This is a genomic window from Goekera deserti (assembly GCF_010685995.1).
Classification (GTDB): Bacteria; Actinomycetota; Actinomycetes; order Mycobacteriales; family Geodermatophilaceae; genus Goekera; species Goekera deserti.
Genome location: NZ_JAAGWK010000010.1, coordinates 238367 through 260955, shown reverse-complemented (window position 1 = coordinate 260955; position 22589 = coordinate 238367). Strand labels below are relative to the sequence as shown.

Sequence of the window (22589 nt, the reverse complement as noted above, 5' to 3'; positions counted from 1 at the left end):
GGCGCCGGGCTGTTCGTCAGAAGGTGAGCACCAGCCGTCCGCGCACGCCGCCGGCCTCGAGCCGGCGGTGTGCCTCGGCGGCCTGCTCGGCCGGGAACGTGGCGGCCACCCGCAGGGTGAGCACGCCGTCCTCGGCCTGCCGGCGCAGCCGGTTCAGGGCCTCGCGCTCCTCCGCGTAGCGCCGCACCAGCACCGGGTGCACCCGCAGGTCGCGGGAGCCGTCGCCGCGGTAGCCGCGCACGGTGGCCACCGTGCCGCCGTCGCGTACCGCGGGAAGCACCCGGGCGTCCTGCACCGAGCCGTCGGCCAGCCCGTCGACGCCGTCGGGGAACAGCTCCCGGACGCGGTCGGCGACGTCGTCCCCACGGCGCACCACGTGCTGTGCGCCGAGCCCGCGCACCAGCTCCTCGTCGGCCTTTGACGCGTCGGCGACCACGGTGAGCCCCTCGGCGACGGCGAGCTGCACGACGTACCCGCCGAACGAGCCGGCCGCCCCGGTGACGGCGAGGGTCTGCGCGGGCTGCAGGCTCATGAGGTCCAGCGCGAGCCGGGCAGTGAGCCCGTTCATCGGCAGGGTGGCCGCCTGCTCGTCGCTCGCCCCGGCCGGCGCCCGGACGACGGACCCCGCGGGCAGCACGATGTCCTCCCGGTAGCCGCCGTGCGCTCCGGTGGGCACCACGATGCCCATCACCCGGTCGCCGACGGCGAGGTCGGTCGCGGTGTCCGGTCCGATCCCGGTGAGCACCCCGGCGACGTCCATGCCGGGTACGAAGGGCGGCTGCTTCACCGGGTCCCGGCCCGCGTAGGCGCCGGAGCGGGCGTGGGTGTCCGTCGGGTTGACCGCGGCCGCGGTCACCCGCAGGCGCAGCTGCCCCGGGCCCAGCGGCTCCGCCGGCACGTCGACGATGTGCAGGGCCTGGGGCCCGCCGAACTCGGTCACACCGGCTGCTCTCATGCCCCCTGCCTACCGCATGCCGCGGCTGCCTGCGCCCGAGCCGTCCCCGGTGCCCGTGACGATGGGTGACCGGCGACCGGACCACTGCGGTCCGGATCCGTCACCCGATCGGTGCGATGTGACGCTCCGTGGTGGGAATCCCTGCCCACGAGGGGGTGGACCACGGGAACGGGCGGTCTCGTACGCCCTAGCCTCGGAGCATCGACCGGCCGCCCTGGGTGGGTGCTGGTCCTGACGAAGGAGAAGCGTTGCGCACCTCGATCCGGGCCGCCGCCGACCGTCTCACCGCCGTGGTCGTACGGGTCCGTGACGACGAGCGCGGCGAGGTGACGCACTGGGGGGCGTTGGCCGGCCTGGCGTCGGTGGGCACCGTGGTGATGGTGGCGGCCTACCAGGACCTGCTCGTCCGGGCGATGACGTCGGTGTGGGCGGGCCTGCCCGGGGTCTGACCCGCCCACGGGCGTGGGGGTCACCGCAGGAGCGCCGCGAGGAACGCGTCGCCGTCGGGCGTGCCGACCCCGGAGCCGGTGTCGTACCCCCGCACGGTGTGCAGGGTGGTCAGCGGGGTCTCCTGCGTGCGCACGCTGAGGGTGAGCCCGCCGGCGGCGCTCTCGCTGTCGGTGTAGTTGACCCGCACCACCGCCGGCAGCGGGTCCGCCGCGGTGCAGGCGCGGCCGCCGCAGGACAGGTCGGACTGGTCGACGTCGTACAGCGCCGACGGCGTGCCGGCGTAGACGGCGTAGATGCGCGGGTTGAGGAAGCCCAGCGCGTGCCCGGCCCGCTGGTCGGCCACCGCGGCGAGCCCGGCCATCAGCGGCGCCGCCAGCGACGTCCCGCCGATCCGGTACTCGTCGTACTGCACCCCGGTGGTGAACTGCTGGGTCTGCCCGACGAGGAACCCGGTGTTCGGGTCGGCCAGGGCGCTGATGTCGGGCACGAGCCGCCCCGAGCCGGGCAGCGCCGACTGGTAGGCGGGCTTGGCGAAGACCGTGCTCACCCCGCCGCCGGCGCCGCCGGTGAACGGCGCGGGCAGCGGCTGGGCCAGGGTGCCGTCGGCGGTGTAGGTCGGCGCCCCGGACGCGGCCCGCGCGATGGTGCCGGAGAGGGCGTCCTGCGAGGTCTGCCAGCCGGTCTCGAAGCCGCGGGTCCAGTTGGCCGCCGCGGTGAGCGCGTTGCCGCCGGCGTTGCCGAACAGCGGGCTGTCGCTGGTCAGCGGGGCCGTGCCGGCGGTGGGCACGACGGCTGCGGACGTGCCGCCGACCGCGGTCACGTAGGGGCTGTCGGCGTAGAAGTCCGGCTGTGCCACCCCGGTCGCGGCGACCTCGTCACCGGAGTCGCCGCTGGAGACGAAGACGCCGACGCCGGTGGCCACGGCCTCCTCGAAGGTGTTGGACAGGCTGGTGACGAAGCCCTGCGGCACCTGCTCGCCACTGAAGCCGTAGCTGATCGAGAGGGTGGCGGCGAGGTGCTTGTCGACGATCGCGTTGATGCTGGCGTCGAAGTCCTGGCCGGCGTTGGCGGAGCCGACGTAGAGCAGCGTCGCGTCCGGCGCCATCGTGTGGATGGCCTCGGCGTCCAGGGTCTGCTCGCCGTAGAAGTCGCCGGGGGTCTGCCGCGGGGTGTCGGGGTGCCGGTAGGTGCCGGGGGCCACCTGCTGCTGGATGGACGGTGCCGGCAGGCCGTGCAGGGAGCTGTACCGCGTCACGTCCTGCACGATCGTCGGGCTGGCGTTGGCCCCGACGAAGGCCACCGTCTGGCCGGCGCCGGTGTCACCGGGGGTCAGCCCGTACAGCCCGCGGACCTGGGCCGGGGTGTAGCCGCACGGCGCCAGCGGGGTGCTGGTGTCGCCGTACACCGGTGAGCTGGTGGTCACGGTGGAGGAGCCGTAGTACGACGCGCACGGCTGGCCGGCCCGGAAACCGACGCCGGGGGCGCCGTGGGTCTGGCCGTTGCCCTTGCCGTTGCTCTGGGCGTTGCCGTTGCCGTTGCCGGTGGTCGAGTCGGGGGCCAGCAGCGTCGCGCCGTCGTCGAGCCCGACCACCGCCGAGACCGTGCCGGCCAGTGCCGCGGGGACCGACGGGGCGCTCTCTGGGGCGCGCAGCGTCCGGCCGTGGGTGGAGTAGAGGCCCAGCGTCGTGCCGAAGGCCGCCTGCGCCTGGGCGACGGTGCCCTCGACGGCGACGTAGTGCCCGTTGTCCGGGGTGTCGGCGATGCTGAACCCGGCGGAGCGGAGCCACTGCTGCACGGCCGCGACGTCCTGCTGGGAGGGGGCGAAGCGCGAGCGGAACTGCTGCGGGCTCAGGTACTGGCCGTAGGACGGCGAGCCGGGTGTGCTCACCGCGGTGGCCAGGGCGTCGAGCCCGGCCTGGTCGCGCCAGGGCAGGTACACCCGGGCGTGCACGACGTCGCCGGCCGGGGCGGCACCGCGCAGCGCCGACGCGGTGGCCCAGCTGGGGACGCTGGTGGGCAGGGCGCCCCGGGAGGGCGCGGCGAGCGCGCCGGTGGCCGCGCTGACGGAGCCCACCGCCAGGGCGAGGCACACCGCCCCGGTGAGTGCTGTCAGGCGTGTCGATCGGCGCATGGCACCCGCTCCTCGGGGGTTCAGCCCCACCCCCGTGGCGGCGCTGGTTGCGGGATGCAATCACCCGTTCCTGGCGGTCGGCTGCCAGTCGGCTGTCAGCCGGCGTCGTGGCCGGTGAGCGGTCGGCACGGCGGGTGACCGCCTCCGGCACCGGTCGGTTCCCGCCGGACCGGGTCCGGGCACCGCGCAGTCGAGCAGTCGGTCAGGACGAGGCCGGTCGTGCGAGCTGGGCGGAGTGCACATGGCCGGCAGGACCGCGCCGACGAGGGACGACGAGGACCTGCAGGCGCCTCGGCTGAACGGGTTGCTGGTGCTCACCGCGGTGGCGTCGGCGATCTCCGGGTTCGGCGTGACCGTCTCCGGTGGGCTGCTCGGGCTGCTGCTCGGCGTCGGGCTGCTGCTCATCTGGCGCAGCGGCCCGCGCGCCCCCCAGCGACGCCCGGCCGCCGAGCGCTCCGGACGGCGGCGGCAGCTGCTGACCGAGGCCGGGCTGACCGGCATCAACCCCGCCCAACTACTCACGCTGAGGGCTTCCGGCCGCTGTCCAGATCCACCCGTCGGTGGTCTCGCGGCTACTCTCACCGTCGTGAGCGCTGCGGACGGGTGGGATCTGACGGTCCCAGAGGACGGGTCCGAGTTGCTGGCCGAGCTGCGGCGCCATGGCGTGCGGCCGGGACAGCGCCTGCACGTCGTACCGGCGTCCGCCCAGTCCGGCGGTCGACCTGATGAGACCGCGTCCGCAGAAGACCGGCCGAGACGGCGACTGAGCTTCACCGCGACCGGCGACGGCGAGTCGGACTTGGCCCGGAACACCGACGAGTACCTGAAGGGCTTCGGCCAGGCGTGATCCTGGTCGACACGAACGTCATCGTGGCGCTGGCGAACGGTCGGGACGATCTGCACGGCGTCGCCGTCGAACTCGTGGCAGGGCTCCCGACGGAGGTCCTGCTCGTGCCACCGACGGTCGTCGCCGAGGTCTGCTACCTGCTGGGTGAGCGCGTGAGTCCGCGGTCCGAGGCCCAGTTCCTGCGGTCCTTCGCTGCGGGTGAGCTCCAGCTGGCCGAACTGTGGCCTGTCGACCTCGTGCGGATGGCTGAGCTGACCGAGCAGTACGCCGACCTCGGGCTGGGCGGGACCGATGCTTCGGTCGTCGCCATCGCCGAGCGCTTGGGGATCGAGCGCGTGGCCACCTTCGACCGGCGGCACTTCGGTGTCGTCCGGCCCGACCACGTGACCGCGTTCACCCTGCTGCCTGACTGACCGTCGCCGACCGCGCCCGGGCGCCTCGCCGGGCTGACGTGCTGGTTCACCCGGTCGGGTGGAGTCGTGCGCGCAGAGTGGTGGCGTTGTCCACAGGTGGCCCCGTTCGGGTCCCGCGGGGCCGCTGGGTTCCTTAACCTCCGCGGGTCAGGCGCGTCCGGTGCCTGCAGCGGAAGGGGAACTCGGTGCCTGCTGCGACCAGTGCCCTCGACGTGGTCGACGGTGAGGTGCGGGAGCTGATCCGCCGGCGCGGGCTGGACCCGTTCGCCGACCCGGCCCCGATCCGGCTGCTGGTGCGCGAGGTGGTCAGCGACTACGCCGACCGGTCGATGACCTCGGCGCTGCCGGCGCTGGGTGACGCCGACGGTGTGGTGCGCGACGTGCTGGACCGGGTGGCCGGGTTCGGGCCGTTGCAGCGGTGGCTGGACGACCCGGAGGTCGAGGAGATCTGGGTCAACGAGCCGGGCCGGGTGTTCGTGGCCCGGCGCGGGCGCAGCGAGCTGACCACCACGATCCTGGGGCCGACGCAGCTGGCGGACCTGGTGGAGCGGATGCTGCGCACCTCGGGCCGCCGGGTGGACATGAGCCAGCCGTTCGTGGACGCGATGATGCCCGACGGGTCCCGGCTGCACGTGGTCATCCCGGACATCACCCGCCGGCACATGGCCGTGAACATCCGCAAGTTCGTGCTGCAGGCCCACAGCCTGGACGAGCTGGTCGGCTTCGGCACCCTGACCCCGCAGGTCGCCCGGTTCCTGGAGGCCTCGGTCGCCGCCGGGCTGAACATCCTGGTCTCCGGCGGCACCCAGGCGGGCAAGACCACCTTGCTGAACTGCTTGACCGCGGCGATCCCGGCCCGGGAACGGGTGATCACCTGCGAAGAGGTCTTCGAACTCCGCGTGCCGCTGCCCGACGTCGTGTCGATGCAGACCCGGCAGCCGAACCTGGAGGGCGCCGGGGAGATCCCGCTGCGCCGCCTGGTCAAGGAAGCGCTGCGGATGCGCCCGTCCCGGCTGATCGTCGGCGAGGTGCGCCAGGAGGAGTGCCTGGACCTGCTGATCGCGCTGAACTCCGGGCTGCCGGGCATGTGCACGCTGCACGCCAACTCCGCCCGGGAGGCGGTGGTGAAGATGTGCACCCTGCCGCTGCTGGCCGGGGACAACATCGGCCACGCGTTCGTGGTGCCCACGGTCGCGGCCAGCGTCGACCTGGTGGTGCACGTGGGCACCGACGCCACCGGGCACCGCCGGGTGCGCGAGGTGGTGGCCCTGCCGGGCCGCGCCGAGGACGGCGTCATCGAGACCGCCGACGTGTTCACCACCCGGGAGGGCCGGCTGGTGCGCGCGGACGGCTACCCGCCGCACCCCGACCGGTACGCCGCCCTCGGCATCGACCTGCCGGCGCTGCTGGGCGAGCCCGGGCGGTGGTCGGCGTGACCGTCTCCGGTGGGCTGTTGGGGCTGCTGCTCGGCGTCGGGCTGCTGCTCATCTGGCGCAGCGGCCCGCGCGCCCCCCAGCGACGCCCGGCGGCCGAGCGCTCGGGACGGCGCCGGCAGCTGCTGGCCGAAGCCGGGCTGACCGGCATCAACCCCGCCCAGCTCGCCGCGCTGCAGGTCGCGTTGGGGCTCGCCGCGCTCGTCGTCGTCCTGCTCACCACCGGCACCGTCACGATCAGCCTGGCGTTCGGCCTGTTCGGCGCCGCCGTGCCCGTGGTGCTGGTGCGCCGGCTGGCCACCAAGCGGCGCAGCGACCTGCGCGAGGTGTGGCCCGAGGTGGTGGACAACCTGGCCTCCGCCGTCCGGGCCGGGCTGTCGCTGCCCGAGGCGCTGTCCGCGCTGGCCACCCGCGGGCCCGAGGTGCTGCGGGCACCGTTCGCGCGGTTCGCCGCCGAGCACCGGTCCACCGGCCGGTTCAGCACCTGCCTGGACCGGCTCAAGGACGACCTGGCCGACCCGGTGGGCGACCGCATCGTCGAGACGCTGCGGGTGGCCCGCGAGGTCGGCGGCAGCGACCTCGGCCGGGTGCTCCGCACCCTGGCCACCTTCCTGCGCGAGGACGCCCGGGCCCGCGCCGAGCTCGAGACCCGGCAGGGCTGGGTGGTGTCCGCGGCGCGCCTGGCGGTGGCCGCGCCCTGGGTGGTGCTGCTCCTGCTGGCCACCCAGCAGACCACGCTGTCGGCCTACGACTCCCCGGTCGGCACCGCGATCCTGGTCGTCGGCGGCGCGGTCTGCCTGGTCGCGTACCGGCTGATGCTGCGGATCGGGAAGCTGCCGCAGGACATCCGGGTGCTCCGGTGAGCGCCACCCTCGTCGGCATGCTGCTGGGGCTCACCGCGGCCACCGGCGTGGTGCTGCTGTTCTGCTACGCGCCGCCGCTGCGACCGGTGCGACTGGTCGACCGGATCGCCCCCTACGTGCACGACACCCCGCCGCCGTCCCGGCTGCTGGGCACGGCCACCGAGCCCGGCATGCTGAGCGCCGTCCGGCGGATCGTCGGCCCCTCGCTCACCGACGGCGCCCGGCTGGTCGACCGGCTGCTCGGTGGCCGCAGCGCGGTACGGCGACGGCTCGACGCGCTGGGCAGCGGCCAGACCGTCGAGGACTTCCGGGTCGAGCAGGTCGTGTGGGGGGCGCTCGGGCTGCTCGCCGGCGCGGTGGTCAGCGCGGTTGGCGTCGCGGCCGCCACCGAGGTGAACGTGCTGTCGGTGGCGCTGCTGTGCCTGGCCGGCCTGGTCGGCGGCGTGCTCGGCCGGGACTGGTGGCTGACCCAGCAGGTGCACGCCCGCGAGGAGGTGCTGCTCGCGGAGTTCCCCGTGGTCGCGGAGCTGCTGGCCCTCGCGGTGACCGCGGGGGAGAGCCCCACGGCGGCGATCGCCCGGGTCACCCGGCTGTCCGGCGGTGAGCTGTCCCGCGAGCTGGGCGGCGCCCTGGGCCGGGCCCGGGCCGGGGTGCCGCTGGTCGACGCGCTGCAGCAGGTCGCCGACCGCACCTCCCTGGAGGCCCTCGCCCGATTCGTCGACGGCGTCATCGTCGCCATCGAGCGCGGGACCCCGCTCGCCGAGGTGCTGCGCGCCCAGGCCGCCGACGTCCGGGAGGCCGGCAAGCGCCGGCTGCTCGAGGTCGGTGGCCGCAAGGAGATCCAGATGATGGTCCCGGTGGTCTTCCTCGTGCTGCCGGTGACCGTCCTGTTCGCCCTCTTCCCAGGCCTCATCAGCATCGTCTCGCTCGCCCAGTGAGCACACCAAGGAGAACCGGATGCCGTTCCTGACCACGCTGCTCACCACCCTGACCGCCGGACTCGCGGCGCTCGACGCCCGGCTGCGCGACGACGACCACGAGCGCGGTGACGTGCCCGGCTGGGTCATGATCACCGTGATGACGGCGGCGCTCGTGCTCGCCATCCTGGTGCCGTTCCGGACCGCGATCGTCGCCGCGGTGACCAACGCGCTGACGTCGGTGACGGGTGCTCGCTGAACGACGGCCCCCCGCAGGACGGGACCCGGAGCGGGGCAGTGCGGTCGTCGACTTCGTGCTCGTCTCGCTGCTGGTCGTGGCACTGCTGCTGGCGGTGCTGCAGGTCGCGGTCTACGCGCACGTGCGCAACGTGGTCACCGCCAGCGCTCAGGACGGCGCCCGCTACGCGGCCAACGCCGACGTGCCCAGCTCCGCCGGCGCCGGCCGCACCCTGCAGGTGGTCGCCCGGGCCACCTCGCAGCAGACCGCGGACGGGCTGGACTGCACGTCCACCCAGCAGCAGGACCCGAGCGGGCTGACGCTCGTCGTCGTGCGCTGCACCGGCTCGGTGCCCAGCCTGTTCGCCGCGCTGGGTGACCTGTTGCCGATGGACGTGACCGGCCGGTCGGTGGAGGAGGCGCCGTGACCGTCACCCGGTGGGTGCGGCGGGGCAGCGCGTGGCTGCGGGGCCGGATGGTCGAGGGGGAGCGCGGGTCGGCGATCGTCGAGTTCGTGTTCATCGCGCTGGTCGTGTTCGTGCCGCTGGTGTACCTGGTAGCCGGCTTCTCGGCGGTGCAGCGCGGCGTGTTCGCCTCCACTGCTGCGGCCCGCGAAGCGGGCCGGGCGATGGGCACGGCGCCTGACGCGGCCATCGGGCAGGCCCGTGCCGAAGCCGCCGTCCGGCTGGCGGTGGCCGACCAGGCGGTGGACGCCACCGACGTCCGGCTGGCCTACGCCCCGGCCGGAGCCGACTGCGCCGCCGCCGGCTCCTACACGCCGTCGCTGACGCCGGGGGAGGAGTTCAGCGTGTGCGTCACGGTGACCGTGCGGGTGCCGCTGCTGCCGGAGTTCGTGGACACCAACACCGCGACCGGCCAGTTCGTCGTCGAGCGCGACCGCTACGTCGACGGCTGAGCCCGGCGGGGCAGCGGGCAGCAGTCGTGCCGGCTCAGGGAGCCGGCGCGGAGTCGTCCAGCAGGGTCGGGCCGTCGTCCGGGATCACCGTCGGCTCACCGCGGGACACCCGCCGGATGACGATGACCACGTCGGTCAGCGCGAGCGCGGCGAAGAGGAAGAGCACCAGCGCGTAGGCGATGGTCCGCCCGCTGTGCCAGAACACGATGCCCAGGCCCACGCTGAGCGCGAAGACGGCCAGGTCCAGCAGCAGCCGCCCGACGGGCAGCGGCACCTTGGCGTGCGGGTCGATCGGCACCTCCACCTGGGTGGCGCCGCTGTCGCTGCCGGTCCGGGGCTGCGCGCCCGGGGCAGGGGCGGCCTGGTCTCGGTCCGCGTCCCGTTGCTGGCTCATGCCGCGCCCGGTACCCAGCTCGGCGCCCGGCAAGCAGGGAGTCTGCTCGCTGCCCACCCCGCCGACGGAGGCCCAGCGGAACGGCCCCGCGCGAGGTGGGAGACCGGCTCGCGCCACCCGCTCAAGTCCACCCGCAGTGCCGCCGATCACAGGAGCAACGAGCAGCACACCGACGAGGAGCCACCACCATGATCGACCAGGACCTGCGGGACGCGATGCACCGCGACATGGCCTACCGCGCCGCCGACGAGGCCATCGCCGCCGCCCGCGCCCAGGTGCCCGCCGTCGAGCGCCGCCTGGCCGACGAGATCTGGACCCTGGGCACCCTGCCCCGCGGTGGCTTCTCCTCCGGGTCCGCGCGCCGCGCCGCCCGCGAGGTCGTCCGCGGCCTGGAGCGCCAGCTCGAGGTGCTGCACGAGCAGATCGAGCTCGCCGAGCTGACCCGCCGCACCCTCACCCGTCAGGCCGACGAGGCCCGCGGCCGGCACACCCCCGCCCTGCCCGCGCCGCGCCACGCCGCCGACGACGTCCGGCAGGACGCCGTCGCCTGAGCTCCGGAGCCCACCCGGACCCTGGAGCCGGCCGGGGGCACACCCTGGTCCGCGAGCCCGGACGCGTCGGTCCGGGGTGCGGGCCCGGCGACTACGCTGAGGCGTTGTGGCTGCTGACTTCTCGACCCGACTGGACGAACTGGACGCCACGCTGCGCTCGATCGAGGCCGTGCTGAAGCTCGACGACATGCGCGCCGAGGTCGCCGACCTGGAGCTGCAGGCCGCCGCCCCCGACCTCTGGAACGACGTCGAGGCCGCCCAGTCGATCACCTCCAAGCTCTCCTACCTGCAGGGCGACCTGCGCCGGGTGGAGGAGTTCCGCAGCCGCCTGGACGACGTCGGCCTGCTGCACGAGATGGGCGCCGAGGAGCACGACGAGGCCACGATGGCCGAGGCCGAGCGCGAGCTGGAGAGCCTGCAGAAGGGGATCGAGGAGCTCGAGGTCCGCACCCTGCTCTCCGGTGAGTACGACCAGCGCGAGGCTCTGGTGACCATCCGCTCCGAGGCCGGCGGCGTGGACGCGGCCGACTTCGCCGAGATGCTGATGCGCATGTACCTGCGCTGGGCCGAGCGGCACAAGTACCCCACCGAGGTGTACGACGTCTCCTACGCCGAGGAGGCCGGGATCAAGTCGGCCACCTTCGCCGTCAAGCAGCCCTACGCCTACGGCACCCTCTCGGTCGAGCAGGGCACCCACCGGCTGGTGCGCATCTCGCCTTTCGACAACCAGGGCCGCCGGCAGACGTCGTTCGCCGGCGTCGAGGTGCTGCCCGTCGTCGAGCAGACCGACCACGTCGACATCCCGGAGAACGAGATCCGGGTCGACGTCTTCCGCTCCTCCGGCCCCGGCGGGCAGAGCGTGAACACCACCGACTCCGCCGTCCGGATGACGCACATCCCCACCGGCATCGTCGTCTCCTGCCAGAACGAGAAGAGCCAGATCCAGAACCGTGCCGCCGCGCTGCGCGTGCTGCAGGCCCGGCTGCTGGTGGTGCGCCAGCGGGAGCAGAAGGCCGAGATGGACGCCCTCAAGGGCGACGGCAGCAGCTGGGGCAACCAGATGCGCTCCTACGTGCTGCACCCCTACCAGATGGTCAAGGACCTGCGCACCGAGCTGGAGAGCGGCAACCCCAGCTCCGTGCTGGACGGCGACATCGACGGGTTCATCGAGGCCGGCATCCGCTGGCGCCGCGAGAGTGAGAACGCCGACAGCGACGCCTGACCGCCGTCACCGCCTGACCTGCGGCGCAGCAGGTCCGGCACCCAGCTGACTGCCAGACGCCGTGCCCGGCGGGCAGGTCTGTGCACGGCGCGCCGTCGCAACCGGACATCGTGGCCTCCGGGGCAGGTAGCGTGGACCCTCGTGATCGAATTGCAACACGTCACCAAGCTGTACCCGGCCAGCGGCCGCCCAGCCCTCGATGACGTCTCCATGGAGATCGACAAGGGCGAGTTCGTCTTCCTGATCGGCGCCTCGGGCTCCGGCAAGTCGACGTTCCTGCGGCTGCTGCTCAAGGAGGACGCCCCGACCAAGGGCGTCGTGAAGGTGAACGACAAGAACCTGAACACCATGAGCAAGTGGCAGGTGCCGAAGCTGCGCCGCACGATGGGCTGCGTCTTCCAGGACTTCCGCCTGCTGCGCAACAAGACGGTGGCCGAGAACATCGCCTTCGCCCTCGAGGTGATCAACAAGCCGCAGCGCACGATCAAGCGCGTGGTCCCCGAGGTGCTGGAGATGGTCGGCCTGGAGGGCAAGGCGCACCGCCTGCCCAACGAGCTCTCCGGTGGTGAGCAGCAGCGCGTGGCCATCGCCCGCGCGTTCGTGAACCGGCCGCTGGTGCTGCTGGCCGACGAGCCCACCGGCAACCTGGACCCCGAGACCAGCCAGGGCATCATGCTGCTGCTGGAGCGGATCAACCGCACCGGCACCACCGTGGTCATGGCCACCCACGACTACCACATCGTCGACTCCATGCGGCGACGGGTGATCGAGCTCCACGAGGGCGTCGTCAGCCGCGACCAGTCCCGCGGCGTCTACGGCGTCGGGCGCTGACCCCCCAGCTCACCCCCGCTCCCGCGGCCCGCACGCCGGGACACCCCGTGCCGGGCCACCACACGACAGGGAACTGATGCGCGTCAACTTCGTACTCTCCGAGGTGGTCACCGGACTGCGTCGGAACCTCACCATGACGGTCGCCATGATCCTGACGACCGGCATCTCGCTCGGTCTCATGGGCACCGGTCTGCTGATCGCCAACATGATCAGCGACATGAAGGACATCTACTACGACAAGATCCAGGTGTCCATCTACCTGACCGACGACGTCACCGAGGAGCAGCGCGCCGCCATCCAGGCGAAGCTGGAGGCATCCCCGGAGGTGGCCTCGGTCATCTACGAGACCAAGGCCGAGGCGTACCAGCGGTTCCAGGAGCAGTTCAGTCAGCAGCCCGCGCTAATCGAGAACACCCCGCAGGACGCGCTGCCGGAGAGCTTCCGGGTGGAGCTGGTCAACCCCGAGCGCTACCCGGTGATCGCGCAGGAGTTCCCCGAGGGCCAGAACGGCGTGGACCAGGTGCGCGACGAGGGCGACTTCCTCGACCGGTTGTTCAGCCTGCTCAACGGTGCCCGCAACGCGACGATCGCCGTGGCGGTGGTCCAGGCGCTGGCGGCGCTGCTGCTCATCTCGAACACGATCCAGCTGGCCGCGTTCAACAGACGCAACGAGACCAACATCATGAGACTCGTCGGCGCCTCCCGCTGGTACACCCAGCTGCCGTTCATCCTGGAGGCCGCCGTCGCCGGGCTCATCGGCTCGATGCTGGCCATCGGCGGTCTCGTCGTCACCAAGCTGCTGTTCGTGGACAAGACCCTGGCCGGGCCGATCCGGAGCGGCATCATCCCACCGGTCGACTGGTCGGCGATCATCACCATCTCGCCGATCATCGCCGGGGCCGGCATCGGCCTCGCCGCCGTCGCCGCCTACGTCACCCTGCGCCTGTACGTGAGGCTGTAGGCCCGGCCTCGCTAGTCTGGAGGGCATGCCGCGGGAACAGGGGCGGAAGTTCATCGCCCAGAACAAGAAGGCGCGGCACGACTACTCGATCCTCGACACCTACGAGGTGGGCCTGGTGCTCACCGGCACCGAGGTCAAGAGCCTGCGGATGGGTCGTGCCTCGCTGGTCGACGGCTTCGCCCTGGTCGAGGACGGCGAGGTGTGGCTGCACCACGTGCACATCCCGGAGTACACCGAGGGCACCTGGACGAACCACACCCCGCGCCGCAAGCGCAAGGTGCTCATGCACCGCGCCGAGATCGAGAAGCTGATCGGCAAGACCAAGGAGGGCGGGCTGACGCTCGTCCCGCTCGACCTTTACTTCAAGGACGGCCGGGCCAAGGCCACCCTCGCCCTGGCCAAGGGCAAGAAGAGCTACGACAAGCGCCAGGACCTCGCCGAGCGGGACTCCCGCCGGGAGATGGAGCGCGCCTTCGGCTCCTACGTCAAGCGCGGGGTGCGCCGGTGAGGGGCATCGCCTACGACCGGTTCGGCGGCACCGAGGTGCTCACCTACCGCGAGGACCTGCCCGAGCCGCCGGTCGGGCCGGACACCGTGCTCGTCCGGGTGCGCGCGGCCGGGGTCAACCCGGTCGACATGCTGGTCCGCGGCGGTGGACTGGCCGGGGCGTTCCCGCACCACTTCCCGATCGTGCCCGGCTGGGACGTCGCCGGCGTCGTGGAGGCGGTCGGCCCCGCGGTGGTCGCCTTCGCCCCCGGTGACGAGGTGTACGGCTACGTGCGCCGGGACGACGTCCAGTGGGGCACCGCCGCCGAGCTGGTGCCCGCGCCGCAGCGCTGCCTGGCGCACAAGCCGGAGTCGCTGTCGTTCACCGAGGCCGGCGGGCTGCCGCTGGCCGGGCTCACCGCCTACCAGGCGCTCACCGAGGCACTGGACGTCGGCGAGGGCGACCGGGTGCTGGTGCACCGCGCCGCCGGGGGAGTGGGCTTCAACGCCGTGCAGATCGCGGTCGCTCTCGGGGCGCACGTGATCGGCACCGCGAGCCCGAAGAACCACGACGTCCTCCGCACCGCCGGCTGCGCCGAGGTGCTCGACTACTCCGCGGGGCCGATCAGCGGGCAGCTGTCCGAGCCGGTGGACGCCGTCCTGGACCTGGTCGGTGGGGACACCCTCACCGACGCCCCAGCCCAGGTGCGCGACCCGGCCCGGATCGCCTCGGTCGTCGAGCCGCGGGTGCTCGAGCTGGGTGGGCGGTACGTGTTCGTGCGGCCCGACGCCCACGACCTGGAGGAGCTCGCCCGGCTCGCCGACGACGGGCAGCTGCGGGTGCCCATCGCCCGGGCCTTCCCGCTGGCCGAGACCGCGGCCGCCCACGAGCTGGTCGCCGGTGGTCACGTGCGCGGCAAGGTCGTCATCACGCTCTGAGACCGGTGCGGCGCGGCGACCCGTCGTCGAGCCACCTGCCTGCCGGTCGGCTCCGGCCCCGTCCGGCGCCTACCTGTCCCGCCGGGAAGTGTCAGGGATCCTCGACACTCCCCGGCGAGGTGGTCGTCGGCTGCGGATGGTCCGGGGTCGCCGAGGGTGGGCCCATCGGCCCAGGACGACATCGACCGGGGCGCACCGATCGGCGCGCATCGACCGGGTCACGTCGGCCGGCGCGGCTAGGGTCGCCTGCGTGATCGAGCCGCCCACCGACGACGCCGACGTGCCCCGGTACTGGCGGGGACTCGGGCTGCCCGGGCTGGTCGACGTGCACGTGCACTTCCTGCCCGAGCGCGTGCAGGAGAAGGTGTGGGCCTACTTCGACCAGGCGCCGGACCACTACGGCGCGCCGTGGCCGATCACCTACCGCGGGTCGGTCGCCGAGCGGCTGGCCACGCTGCAGGCGCTCGGCGTCCGGGCGTTCTCGACGCTGCCCTACCCGCACAAGCCGGGCATGGCAGCGTGGCTGAACGAGTGGTCGGCAGCGTTCGCCCGCACCGACCCGCGGGTGCTGCCGTCGGCCACGTTCTTCCCCGAGCCGGAGGCCGCCCGGTACGTGGAGCAGGCGCTGCACGCCGGTGCGCGGGTGTTCAAGGTGCACGTGCAGGTGGGGTCGTTCGACCCGCGGGACCCGCTGCTCGACGACGTCTGGGCGCGGCTGGAGGGGACGGGCACCCCGGTGGTGATCCACTGCGGGTCGGGGCCGCTGGCCGGGGAGCACACCGGACCGGCGCCGATGGCCGGGCTGCTGGAGCGCCACCCGCGCCTGCAGCTGGTGATCGCCCACCTGGGCATGCCGGAGTACGCGGCCTTTCTCGACCTGGCCGAGCGCCACGAGCGGGTGCACCTGGACACCACCATGCTCGCCACCGACCTCGCCGAGCGGCTGATGCCCTTCGACCGGGCGCTGCTGCCGCGGCTGGCCGGGCTGCGGGACAAGGTCCTGCTGGGCTCGGACTTCCCGGCGATCCCGCACTCCTACGCCCACCAGCTGGCCGTGCTGCACCGGCTGGACCTCGGCGAGGACTGGCTGCGCGCCGTCCTCTGGGGCAACGGCGCCCGCCTGTTCGACCTGCCCGGCAGAGGCGCCGGCGGCCCGGCCGTCGGGGCCGGCGGCGAGGCTGCGAGGCGCGGGGGGCCGCCGGGTCCCTAGGCTCTGCAGGGTGTCCTCCGCCCCGCTGACCCTGCCCGACGGCTTCACCGGCCGCCCGCTGACCGCCGACGACGCCCCCGCCGCGGCGGCTCTGCTGGCCGCCGCCGAGCCCCTCGACGACACCGGTGAGCACCACTCCGCGGCGGACCTGCTCGAGTTCTGGGTGAACGAGCTGGTGCACCTGGCCGACGACGGCCGCGCCGTGCTCGACGCCGACGGCACCCTGGTCGGCTACGCCACCACGATCGCCCCGCCCACCTTCCGCGACGCCTACGGCGTGCACCTGGAGGGCCGGGTGCACCCGGACCGGCGCCGGCGCGGCATCGGCCGGGCACTGCTGGACTGGCAGCTGGCCCGCGGCGCCGAGCTGCACGCCGAGCGGCACCCGGAGGCCCCGGCCCGGCTCACCGTCACCGCGCACACCACGATGCCCTCGCTGGAGGCGCTGCTGCGCACCGCCGGCCTGGAGCAGCTGCGCTGGTACCACCACATGCACCGCGACCTGGCCGAGCTGCCCCCGGCCCGCACCGTCGAGGGCGTCCGGCTGACCTCCTTCACCTGGGACCGGGACGAGCAGCTGCGGCACGCCCACAACGCCGCCTTCACCGAGCACTACGGCTCCAGCGAGCGCGACGTCGCCTCCTGGCAGGTCATGTTCACCGGCCAGCGGTCCTTCCGGCCCGACCTCACCGTGCTGGCCCTGGACGGCGAGGAGGTGGTCGGGTACGTGATCGCCTACGTCTACGAGTCCGACACCGCCGCCACCGGCCGCGAGGAGGTCTACTACGGGCAGATCGGCGTCGTCCCGGTCGCCCGCGGGCGGGGGCTGGCCAAGGCGGTGATCATCGAGGCGCTGCGCACGGCGGCCGCCGCCGGGTGCGCCGGTGCCGGGCTCGAGGTGGACAACGACAACGTCACCGACGCGCTCGGGCTCTACGAGAGCCTCGGCTTCGCCACCGCACGCACCGTCGTCTCCTGCTCCCGGCGGATCCCGCCGCTGCGCTGACCGGGCCGGACGCGGCGCGACCCGACCGCTAGGGTCCGCACATGGTCAGCGTCGATCACCCCACCGCCCTGGAACCGAAGCTCGTCGCGCGGGCGCACCGGGCCGTGGAGCCCCTGCACTCGCACGTCTACTTCGCACCCGAGACCGACGAGCACCTCGTCGCCGCCGGTCTGCGACCCGGCCGGATGGTCTACTTCGCCGGCCGCGCGGCGGCGTTCGGCCCGTGCGGTCCCGGCCTGGTGACGGCGACCTTCTACAACTTCGCCCCGGCGATCGTCGCCCGGCACGTGCCGCGGGCGTGGACCCTGGTCGAGCCCACCGCGGTGCTCGCCGCCCGCACCGACGCCGCCCGGGCCTCGCTGACCCGGCTGCTCGGCGGCCCCGACGCCGTCGCCGGCCCGGAGATCGCCGAGCTCGGCGGGCTGCTGCGCGAGGCGTGCACCGCGCTGACACCCGAGGGTCGGCCGCTGTACGCCGCGCACGCCGACCTGCCGTGGCCCACCGAGCCGCTGCTGGAGCTGTGGCACGCCGTCACCCTGGTCCGCGAGCACCGCGGCGACGGGCACATCGTCAGCCTGGTGCGGCACGGGCTCAGCGGCCTGGACGCACTGGTCACGCACACCGCCACCGGCCGCGGCTTCACCCGGGCCGCCGCCCAGGCCACCCGCGGCTGGACCGACGAGGAGTGGGCCGAGGCCGTCGAGCGGCTCACCGCCCGCGGGCTGCTCGACGCCGACGGGCTCACCGACGCCGGCCGGCAGCTGCGCGCCGACGTCGAGGCCGAGACCGACGCGCTGTCGGCCGCACCGTGGGAGCACCTGGGCCGCGAGCGCACCGAGCGGGTCGTCGAGGTGGCCCGCGCGCTGGCCGGCCGGCTCGTCGCCCACGGCGCCTTCCCCGACAGCGTGTTCGCCCGCTCCTGACCGGCCACCCGCCCGGAGGACCCGATGAGCCACCTGCCGGACCCGGCGACCTTCTCCGCCCGGGCCGACCAGCGCTCGGCCGGGCGTACCCGGTTCGTGGCAACCGGCAGCCAGACCCGCGGTGACTTCGGGCTGTTCGAGGTGACCATGTCGCCCGGTGGCGGCGGGCCGGGCCCGCACCTGCACCGCACGTTCAGCGAGAGCTTCCACGTGCTGGAGGGCGAGCTCGCGGTGCTCGACGGCGACCGCTGGACGACGGCCCGGGCCGGGGACCTGGTGTACGTGCCGCGCTCGGGCGTGCACGCCTTCCGCAGCGCCGGCCCGGACGTCGGGGCCCGCTTCCTCATCCTGTTCACCCCGGGCGCACCGCGCGAGCAGTACTTCGAGCAGCTGGTCGAGCTGCACGCCGGGGGCCGCACGCCGTCCACGGCCGAGATCGACGAGCTGGCCCTGCGGCACGACCAGCTGAACCTGCGTGACTGACCGCCCCCGGCTGCCGGACGGCCCCACCCAGACCCCCACCGCCGACCTGCTCCGGGCCCGCCGCGGCGGCGAGCTGTCCGGGCTGGACCGGCTGCTGCTGCACAGCCCACCGGTCGCCGAGGGCTGGAACGCCCTGCTCGGCGCGCTGCGCAACCGGACGACGCTGCCCGCGGAGCTGACCGAGCTGGTGGTGCTGCGGATCGCCGTGCTCAACGGCGCGGGGTTCGAGTGGGCGGCGCACGAGCCGGCCGCCCGCCGCGCCGGGGTCACCGACGTCCAGCTCGCCGCGCTGCGCGCCGACGACCCGGCCGGCTCGGGGGAGTTCACGGCGGCGCAGGCCGCGGTGCTGCGGGCGACCGACGCGTCGACCCGCGACGTCGTCGTCCCCGAGGGGGTGTTCGACGGGCTGCGGGAGCACCTGGACGACCGGCAGGTGGTCGAGCTGCTGGTCACGGTGGGCGGCTACGCGATGGTGTCCCGCTTCCTCGTGGCCCTGGAGGTGCCACCCCCGACGGGTGAGGTCGCCGGCTGAGAGACGATGTTCACCCGCCGGTCGCGCGGCGCACGCTCGTCGGGGTCGCGCCGGCGTGTCACCATGGACGACGGCCCACCGCACGGACGGCGGGCGCCGACGGAGGAGGTGGCGGGCGTGCGCACCGAGCCCCCCAGTCACAGTCCCGAGGTCCCCGCCCGCTGACCCACCCGTCCCGACCCCCGGGACCGGCGGGGAGCAGCGGCGCCCGGGACCTCTCCCGCGCCCACCGCCCCGCCGCACCCGGGAGCCCGTCATGGCCGACCGTCGACTCACCCCGCTCAGCGCCCCGCTCACCGCCCTGTCCACCCTCACCCGCCGCGGACGGGTCAACGGCGGGGCGACCCGCGCGCCGCAGCCGCGCCTGGAGCTGCCCGGCCGCGCCTCGCGGCTGGTCGACAACGCGGTCTACGCCAGCGGACGGCGGATCGCCACGCCCGACTCGCCCGCCGAGAGCCACGAGTGGCTGACCGAGGGCCACGACGACCGGTTCGTCTGGATCGGTCTCTACCGGCCCGAACCGCACGAGCTGGGCGAGCTGGCCGTGCAGTACGAGCTGCCCGAGCTCGCCGTCGAGGACGCCATCCAGGCCCACCAGCGGCCCAAGTTCGAGCGCTACGGCGACACGCTGTTCGTCGTCCTCAAGGCGGCGCGGTACCTCGACGCCCGCGAGGAGGTGGAGTTCGGTGAGCTGCACCTGTTCCTCGGCCCGGACTTCGCCATCACGGTGCGGCACGCGGAGTCCCCGGACCTGTCCCGGGTGCGCCGGCGGCTGGAGAGCGACCCGGAGCTGCTGGCCCGCGGCACCGAGGCGGTGCTCTACGCGATCCTGGACGCCGTCGTCGACGGGTACGCGCCGGTGGTGGCCGGGCTGGAGAACGACATCGACGAGATCGAGCTGGAGGTGTTCCGCGGCGACCCGCGGGTGTCCCGGCGGATCTACGAGCTCTCGCAGGAGGTCGTCGACGTGCAGCGGGCCTGCCAGCCGCTGACCGGCATCCTCGCCGCGATCACCGCCGGGTTCGAGAAGTACGGCGTCGACGAGGACCTGCGGGCCTACCTGCGCGACGTCGCCGACCACGTGGTGGTGGTCAACGAGCGGGTGGAGGGCTTCCGGCTGCAGCTGCGCGACATCCTCACCGTGAACGCCACGCTGGTGGCCCAGCGGCAGAACGAGGAGATGAAGACGCTCACCGAGACGTCCATCGCGCAGGGCGAGGAGGTCAAGAAGATCTCCGCCTGGGCCGCCATCCTCTTCGCCCCGTCGCTGGTGGGCGGGGTCTACGGCATGAACTTCGACCACATGCCGGAGCGGACGTGGGTGTACGGCTACCCATTCGCGCTGAGCCTGATGTTCCTGACCAGCCTCGTCCTGTACGTCGTCTTCAAGCGCCGCGACTGGATCTGACCCACCACCACCCCGCTGCCCCTGCCCAGCCAGCCCGGCCTCCCCGCTCGGTGATCATGGAGCTGCGTGAGCGGCGCGCCGCGTCCGGCCTCACGCAGCTCCTTGATCGCCGCGGAGGCGGGTGCGGGGGGTGGGGTGCGGCGGGGTGGGAAGACTGCCGGGGCGGCGCGGGTTAAGGTGGGTGCACAACTGCACAGGGGGTGATTGGTCTCGACTTCGGTCGTGAGGCCAGGGGAAGCGAGCCGAGGAAGCCAACGATGATCTCGTTAACCATCCGTTGGAAAAAAATCAAGCGCCGATTCCAATCAGCGCGACTTCGCTCTCGCTGCCTAACAGCAGCTAGGCGAGTCTGTCAGCCCGGGTTCGCCTTCGACCCGGTTCCTGGCATCAGCTAGGAGGCTCACCGTGCGGATCGGTCGCGGATCCGCACGGGACATCGCACAGCGACTGGGCCCGTCACACCGGCTCGTCCGTGGGACCGGTGGGGTCGAGCAGAGACAGAGCGGACTGCGCTCGGAGAAGCCCTGGTGTTGCGTCGGAGGACGCGGGTTCGATTCCCGCCACCTCCACCACCCCGGTACGAACACGGAGGGCCCGGTCAGCTGACCGGGCCCTCCGTGCGTCCGGTGCGCCGTCGCACTCGACGGTTGGTCCACGCGGCGATCGGGCAGGTCCCGGGCATGACCGAGACCAGCCCCACCCACTCCGAGGACCCCGCCGAGGGTGCCGTCAGCGGCACCGAGAACGACACCGGTGGCCGCACGCCGCACACCGAGCAGCCCGCGGAGGGCGGCGACGCCGAGCAGCACGCCCGCGAGGGTGTCGACGCGGACAGCCGGATCACCGACGGCTGAGCCCCCGGGCGGGGCGCCGTCCGGGCACCGAGTCGCGAGGTGGGAGCACGGGCTGTCACCGACGCGCCGGGACGGCGCCGTCCGACCGGCCTCTGAGCAGGGCAGATGCCACCGGGCCTGGTTACCGTGGGCGCCCCCTGCCCGCGCGTACCCGGACGGGACGCCGGTCGTAGTCAGAGAGCAGGCCCCCGTGACGACAGTGAGAGAACAGCACGGCCCGGTCCACGAGGCGAAATCGCGGCCGACGTGGCACGGACTGCTGCTGAACGCGACCGATCGTGACGCGACAGCCGACCGGGTGCCGCCTGGCTTCGCCCGCACGGTGCTGCTGACCCCGGTCGTCGGACTGGCCCTGCTGCTGGCCCTGGCCGTGGTGGACCGCCCGGCCTTCTACTGGGCGCTGCGGGAGGACCGGCTGGTCGAGTGGGGCCAGTTCGCCCTGTGCCTGGTGACGGCGCCGGTCGCCGTGGCCGCAGCCACCCTCTTCGTGCTCCGCCGGGAGCCGTTGCTCGCCGCCCTGGCTGCGGCGACCGGTCTGGGCTCGTTCCTCCTGGCCGGTGAGGAGATCTCCTGGGGGCAGCGGGTCTTCGCCTTCAGCACCCCCGACGAGCTGGCCGGGGCCAACCAGCAGGCGGAGTTCAACCTGCACAACGTGGACGCCGGGCTGGAGCTGCAGGACCTGTTCAAGCTCGTCGAGGTGGCCCTCGGGGTCACCGGCATCGTGCTCGCCCTGCTCGTCTGGGGCGGACGGCTCACCCACCCCTTCTGGACGGCGGTCGCGCCGCCCCGGTACACGGTGCCGGCCTTCGCCATGATGGTCGTCTACACCCCGATGCTGTTCCTGCCGCTGGACGCGGCCCCGCTGATCGTGCTGCAGGAGTGGGCCGAGCTGTGCCTGTTCCTCGGTCTGGCGATGACCGTGTGCTGCGTCCTGGTGCGCGCTGCCGGAGGTGCGCCGGGCGTGTCCTCGGCGCCCGTCCACCGGGGCCGGCACGCGGCCGTCAGCCCCGGTCGGCCGCTGCTGTCCCGCCCGTGGGCGGTGCCGGCCACCGCGGTCGTCGCCGTGCTGGCGCTGACCGTGGTGTTCGCGACGCTCACCGCGGTGCACGGCATCGTGCCGGGCGACGTCGTCCAGTAGGCCTCCGCGCCGCACCGGTGTGTCGCTGCCGGGCCGTCGGGTAGCAGTGACCGCATGCAGGCACACAACGAGCGCGTCATCGCCGCCCCACCCGCCACCGTCGCCGCCGTCCTGGCCGACCGCGAGCTGTTCCCGCAGGTCGCCGCCGGGCGGTCCGGTGAGTTCGAGGGGGACTGGCCCCAGGTGGGGTCGGTCTGCACTGTCCAGCGCGGCGTCGGCCCGCTGCACGCCGCCGACGTCATGCGCGTCACCCGCCGGGTCGGCCACGGCTTGCAGGTGGTCGGCGGCACCGACGGCGTGCTCACCGGCACCGTCACCATCGACGTGGAGCCGGTGGGTGCGGACCGCACCCGGGTGCGGCTCACCGAGGAGCCGACCGGCGGGGTGGGCCGGCACCTGCCCGGGCTGCGCCGGTTGCTGGAGGCGCGCAACGAGGGCGTGCTGGCCCGGCTGGAGCAGCAGGTCGGCGCCCGGTCCTGACCGCCGGGG

General features: G+C 73.8%; 27 protein-coding genes and 1 other RNA gene. 25 read left to right on the top strand and 3 right to left on the bottom strand.

Annotation, left to right across the window (positions count from 1 at the left end; genetic code table 11):
* Positions 1-16: 16 nt before the first annotated feature.
* Positions 17-955: a quinone oxidoreductase family protein gene (locus G1H19_RS08570; RefSeq protein WP_152729912.1), complete on the bottom strand. Its 939-nt coding sequence runs from the start codon at positions 953-955 to the stop codon at positions 17-19.
* Between the two features lie 248 nt (positions 956-1203).
* Here G1H19_RS08570 and G1H19_RS08565 point away from each other — a divergent pair, with 248 nt between their 5' ends.
* The gene (locus tag G1H19_RS08565) at positions 1204-1404 is read left to right on the top strand and encodes a hypothetical protein (protein WP_152729911.1); all 201 of its coding nucleotides are present in this window, start codon (positions 1204-1206) and stop codon (positions 1402-1404) included.
* A 20-nt stretch (positions 1405-1424) separates the two neighbouring features.
* Here the strand turns inward: G1H19_RS08565 and G1H19_RS08560 are convergent, their stop codons facing one another.
* Complete coding sequence (locus tag G1H19_RS08560) at positions 1425-3536, bottom strand: S53 family peptidase (RefSeq protein WP_152729910.1); 2112 nt, start codon at positions 3534-3536, stop codon at positions 1425-1427.
* Between the two features lie 241 nt (positions 3537-3777).
* Between G1H19_RS08560 and G1H19_RS22575 the strand changes: the two genes are divergently transcribed.
* The 8 genes from G1H19_RS22575 to G1H19_RS08520 all read left to right on the top strand — a co-directional run bounded on the left by G1H19_RS22575 (position 3778) and on the right by G1H19_RS08520 (position 9162).
* Positions 3778-4383, top strand: coding sequence for a hypothetical protein (locus G1H19_RS22575; protein WP_193616511.1), 606 nt, complete (start codon positions 3778-3780; stop codon positions 4381-4383).
* Positions 4380-4796 (top strand): type II toxin-antitoxin system VapC family toxin, encoded by a 417-nt coding sequence (locus G1H19_RS08550; RefSeq protein ID WP_162392755.1) that lies wholly within the window; start codon positions 4380-4382, stop codon positions 4794-4796. The genes G1H19_RS22575 and G1H19_RS08550 overlap by 4 nt, the downstream gene beginning before the upstream one ends.
* A 185-nt stretch (positions 4797-4981) precedes the next feature.
* A complete protein-coding gene (locus tag G1H19_RS08545; protein ID WP_162392754.1) occupies positions 4982-6232 on the top strand; it encodes a CpaF family protein in 1251 nt (416 codons plus the stop codon).
* Positions 6229-7092: a type II secretion system F family protein gene (locus G1H19_RS08540; protein WP_162392753.1), complete on the top strand. Its 864-nt coding sequence runs from the start codon at positions 6229-6231 to the stop codon at positions 7090-7092. Before G1H19_RS08545 ends, G1H19_RS08540 begins: the two co-directional genes overlap by 4 nt.
* The gene (locus tag G1H19_RS08535) at positions 7089-8030 is read left to right on the top strand and encodes a type II secretion system F family protein (RefSeq protein WP_235928066.1); all 942 of its coding nucleotides are present in this window, start codon (positions 7089-7091) and stop codon (positions 8028-8030) included. The genes G1H19_RS08540 and G1H19_RS08535 overlap by 4 nt, the downstream gene beginning before the upstream one ends.
* 19 nt (positions 8031-8049) lie before the next feature.
* Positions 8050-8268 (top strand): hypothetical protein, encoded by a 219-nt coding sequence (locus G1H19_RS08530; protein ID WP_152729908.1) that lies wholly within the window; start codon positions 8050-8052, stop codon positions 8266-8268.
* The gene (locus tag G1H19_RS08525; RefSeq protein WP_162392752.1) at positions 8258-8674 is read left to right on the top strand and encodes a TadE/TadG family type IV pilus assembly protein; all 417 of its coding nucleotides are present in this window, start codon (positions 8258-8260) and stop codon (positions 8672-8674) included. Before G1H19_RS08530 ends, G1H19_RS08525 begins: the two co-directional genes overlap by 11 nt.
* Positions 8671-9162 (top strand): hypothetical protein, encoded by a 492-nt coding sequence (locus tag G1H19_RS08520; RefSeq protein ID WP_235928065.1) that lies wholly within the window; start codon positions 8671-8673, stop codon positions 9160-9162. Before G1H19_RS08525 ends, G1H19_RS08520 begins: the two co-directional genes overlap by 4 nt.
* Positions 9163-9196: 34 nt before the next feature.
* Here G1H19_RS08520 and G1H19_RS08515 read toward each other — a convergent pair whose 3' ends face one another.
* Complete coding sequence (locus tag G1H19_RS08515) at positions 9197-9556, bottom strand: hypothetical protein (protein WP_152729907.1); 360 nt, start codon at positions 9554-9556, stop codon at positions 9197-9199.
* Between the two features lie 188 nt (positions 9557-9744).
* On the opposite strand from G1H19_RS08515, the gene G1H19_RS08510 reads away from it, so the two are divergent.
* The 16 genes from G1H19_RS08510 (at position 9745) to G1H19_RS08435 (ending at position 22580) form a co-directional block, all read left to right on the top strand.
* Positions 9745-10107 (top strand): hypothetical protein, encoded by a 363-nt coding sequence (locus G1H19_RS08510; RefSeq protein ID WP_152729906.1) that lies wholly within the window; start codon positions 9745-9747, stop codon positions 10105-10107.
* Between the two features lie 106 nt (positions 10108-10213).
* A complete protein-coding gene (gene prfB / locus G1H19_RS08505) occupies positions 10214-11329 on the top strand; it encodes a peptide chain release factor 2 (protein WP_162392751.1) in 1116 nt (371 codons plus the stop codon).
* Positions 11330-11470: 141 nt separating this feature from the next.
* Positions 11471-12160 carry a cell division ATP-binding protein FtsE gene (gene ftsE, locus G1H19_RS08500; protein WP_162392750.1) on the top strand — a complete coding sequence of 230 codons (690 nt, stop codon included), beginning with the start codon at positions 11471-11473 and terminating at the stop codon, positions 12158-12160.
* A 76-nt stretch (positions 12161-12236) separates the two neighbouring features.
* The gene (ftsX, locus tag G1H19_RS08495) at positions 12237-13121 is read left to right on the top strand and encodes a permease-like cell division protein FtsX (protein ID WP_152729905.1); all 885 of its coding nucleotides are present in this window, start codon (positions 12237-12239) and stop codon (positions 13119-13121) included.
* Positions 13122-13146: 25 nt separating this feature from the next.
* A complete protein-coding gene (gene smpB, locus G1H19_RS08490) occupies positions 13147-13629 on the top strand; it encodes an SsrA-binding protein SmpB (RefSeq protein WP_152729904.1) in 483 nt (160 codons plus the stop codon).
* Positions 13626-14546: an NADP-dependent oxidoreductase gene (locus G1H19_RS08485; RefSeq protein ID WP_162392749.1), complete on the top strand. Its 921-nt coding sequence runs from the start codon at positions 13626-13628 to the stop codon at positions 14544-14546. Before smpB ends, G1H19_RS08485 begins: the two co-directional genes overlap by 4 nt.
* A 250-nt stretch (positions 14547-14796) precedes the next feature.
* Entirely contained in the window at positions 14797-15756 is a 960-nt protein-coding gene (locus G1H19_RS08480) for an amidohydrolase family protein (protein ID WP_235928064.1), read from the top strand.
* A 10-nt stretch (positions 15757-15766) separates the two neighbouring features.
* Positions 15767-16762 carry a GNAT family N-acetyltransferase gene (locus tag G1H19_RS08475; RefSeq protein WP_162392748.1) on the top strand — a complete coding sequence of 332 codons (996 nt, stop codon included), beginning with the start codon at positions 15767-15769 and terminating at the stop codon, positions 16760-16762.
* A 41-nt stretch (positions 16763-16803) separates the two neighbouring features.
* Entirely contained in the window at positions 16804-17685 is an 882-nt protein-coding gene (locus G1H19_RS08470; RefSeq protein WP_152729902.1) for an SCO6745 family protein, read from the top strand.
* Positions 17686-17709: 24 nt separating this feature from the next.
* A complete protein-coding gene (locus G1H19_RS08465) occupies positions 17710-18168 on the top strand; it encodes a cupin domain-containing protein (protein WP_152729901.1) in 459 nt (152 codons plus the stop codon).
* Entirely contained in the window at positions 18161-18700 is a 540-nt protein-coding gene (locus tag G1H19_RS08460) for a carboxymuconolactone decarboxylase family protein (protein ID WP_202925861.1), read from the top strand. The genes G1H19_RS08465 and G1H19_RS08460 overlap by 8 nt, the downstream gene beginning before the upstream one ends.
* A 256-nt stretch (positions 18701-18956) precedes the next feature.
* Complete coding sequence (locus G1H19_RS08455; RefSeq protein WP_152729900.1) at positions 18957-20108, top strand: magnesium and cobalt transport protein CorA; 1152 nt, start codon at positions 18957-18959, stop codon at positions 20106-20108.
* A gap of 196 nt (positions 20109-20304) precedes the next feature.
* Positions 20305-20680: a transfer-messenger RNA gene (ssrA, locus tag G1H19_RS08450) on the top strand.
* A 108-nt stretch (positions 20681-20788) separates the two neighbouring features.
* Positions 20789-20962, top strand: coding sequence for a hypothetical protein (locus G1H19_RS08445; RefSeq protein WP_162392747.1), 174 nt, complete (start codon positions 20789-20791; stop codon positions 20960-20962).
* 298 nt (positions 20963-21260) lie between these two features.
* On the top strand, positions 21261-22100 hold the full coding sequence (locus tag G1H19_RS08440) for a hypothetical protein (protein WP_163638799.1): 840 nt from the start codon (positions 21261-21263) through the stop codon (positions 22098-22100).
* Between the two features lie 54 nt (positions 22101-22154).
* Entirely contained in the window at positions 22155-22580 is a 426-nt protein-coding gene (locus G1H19_RS08435; RefSeq protein WP_152729898.1) for an SRPBCC family protein, read from the top strand.
* The last annotated feature ends 9 nt before the right edge of the window (positions 22581-22589 follow it).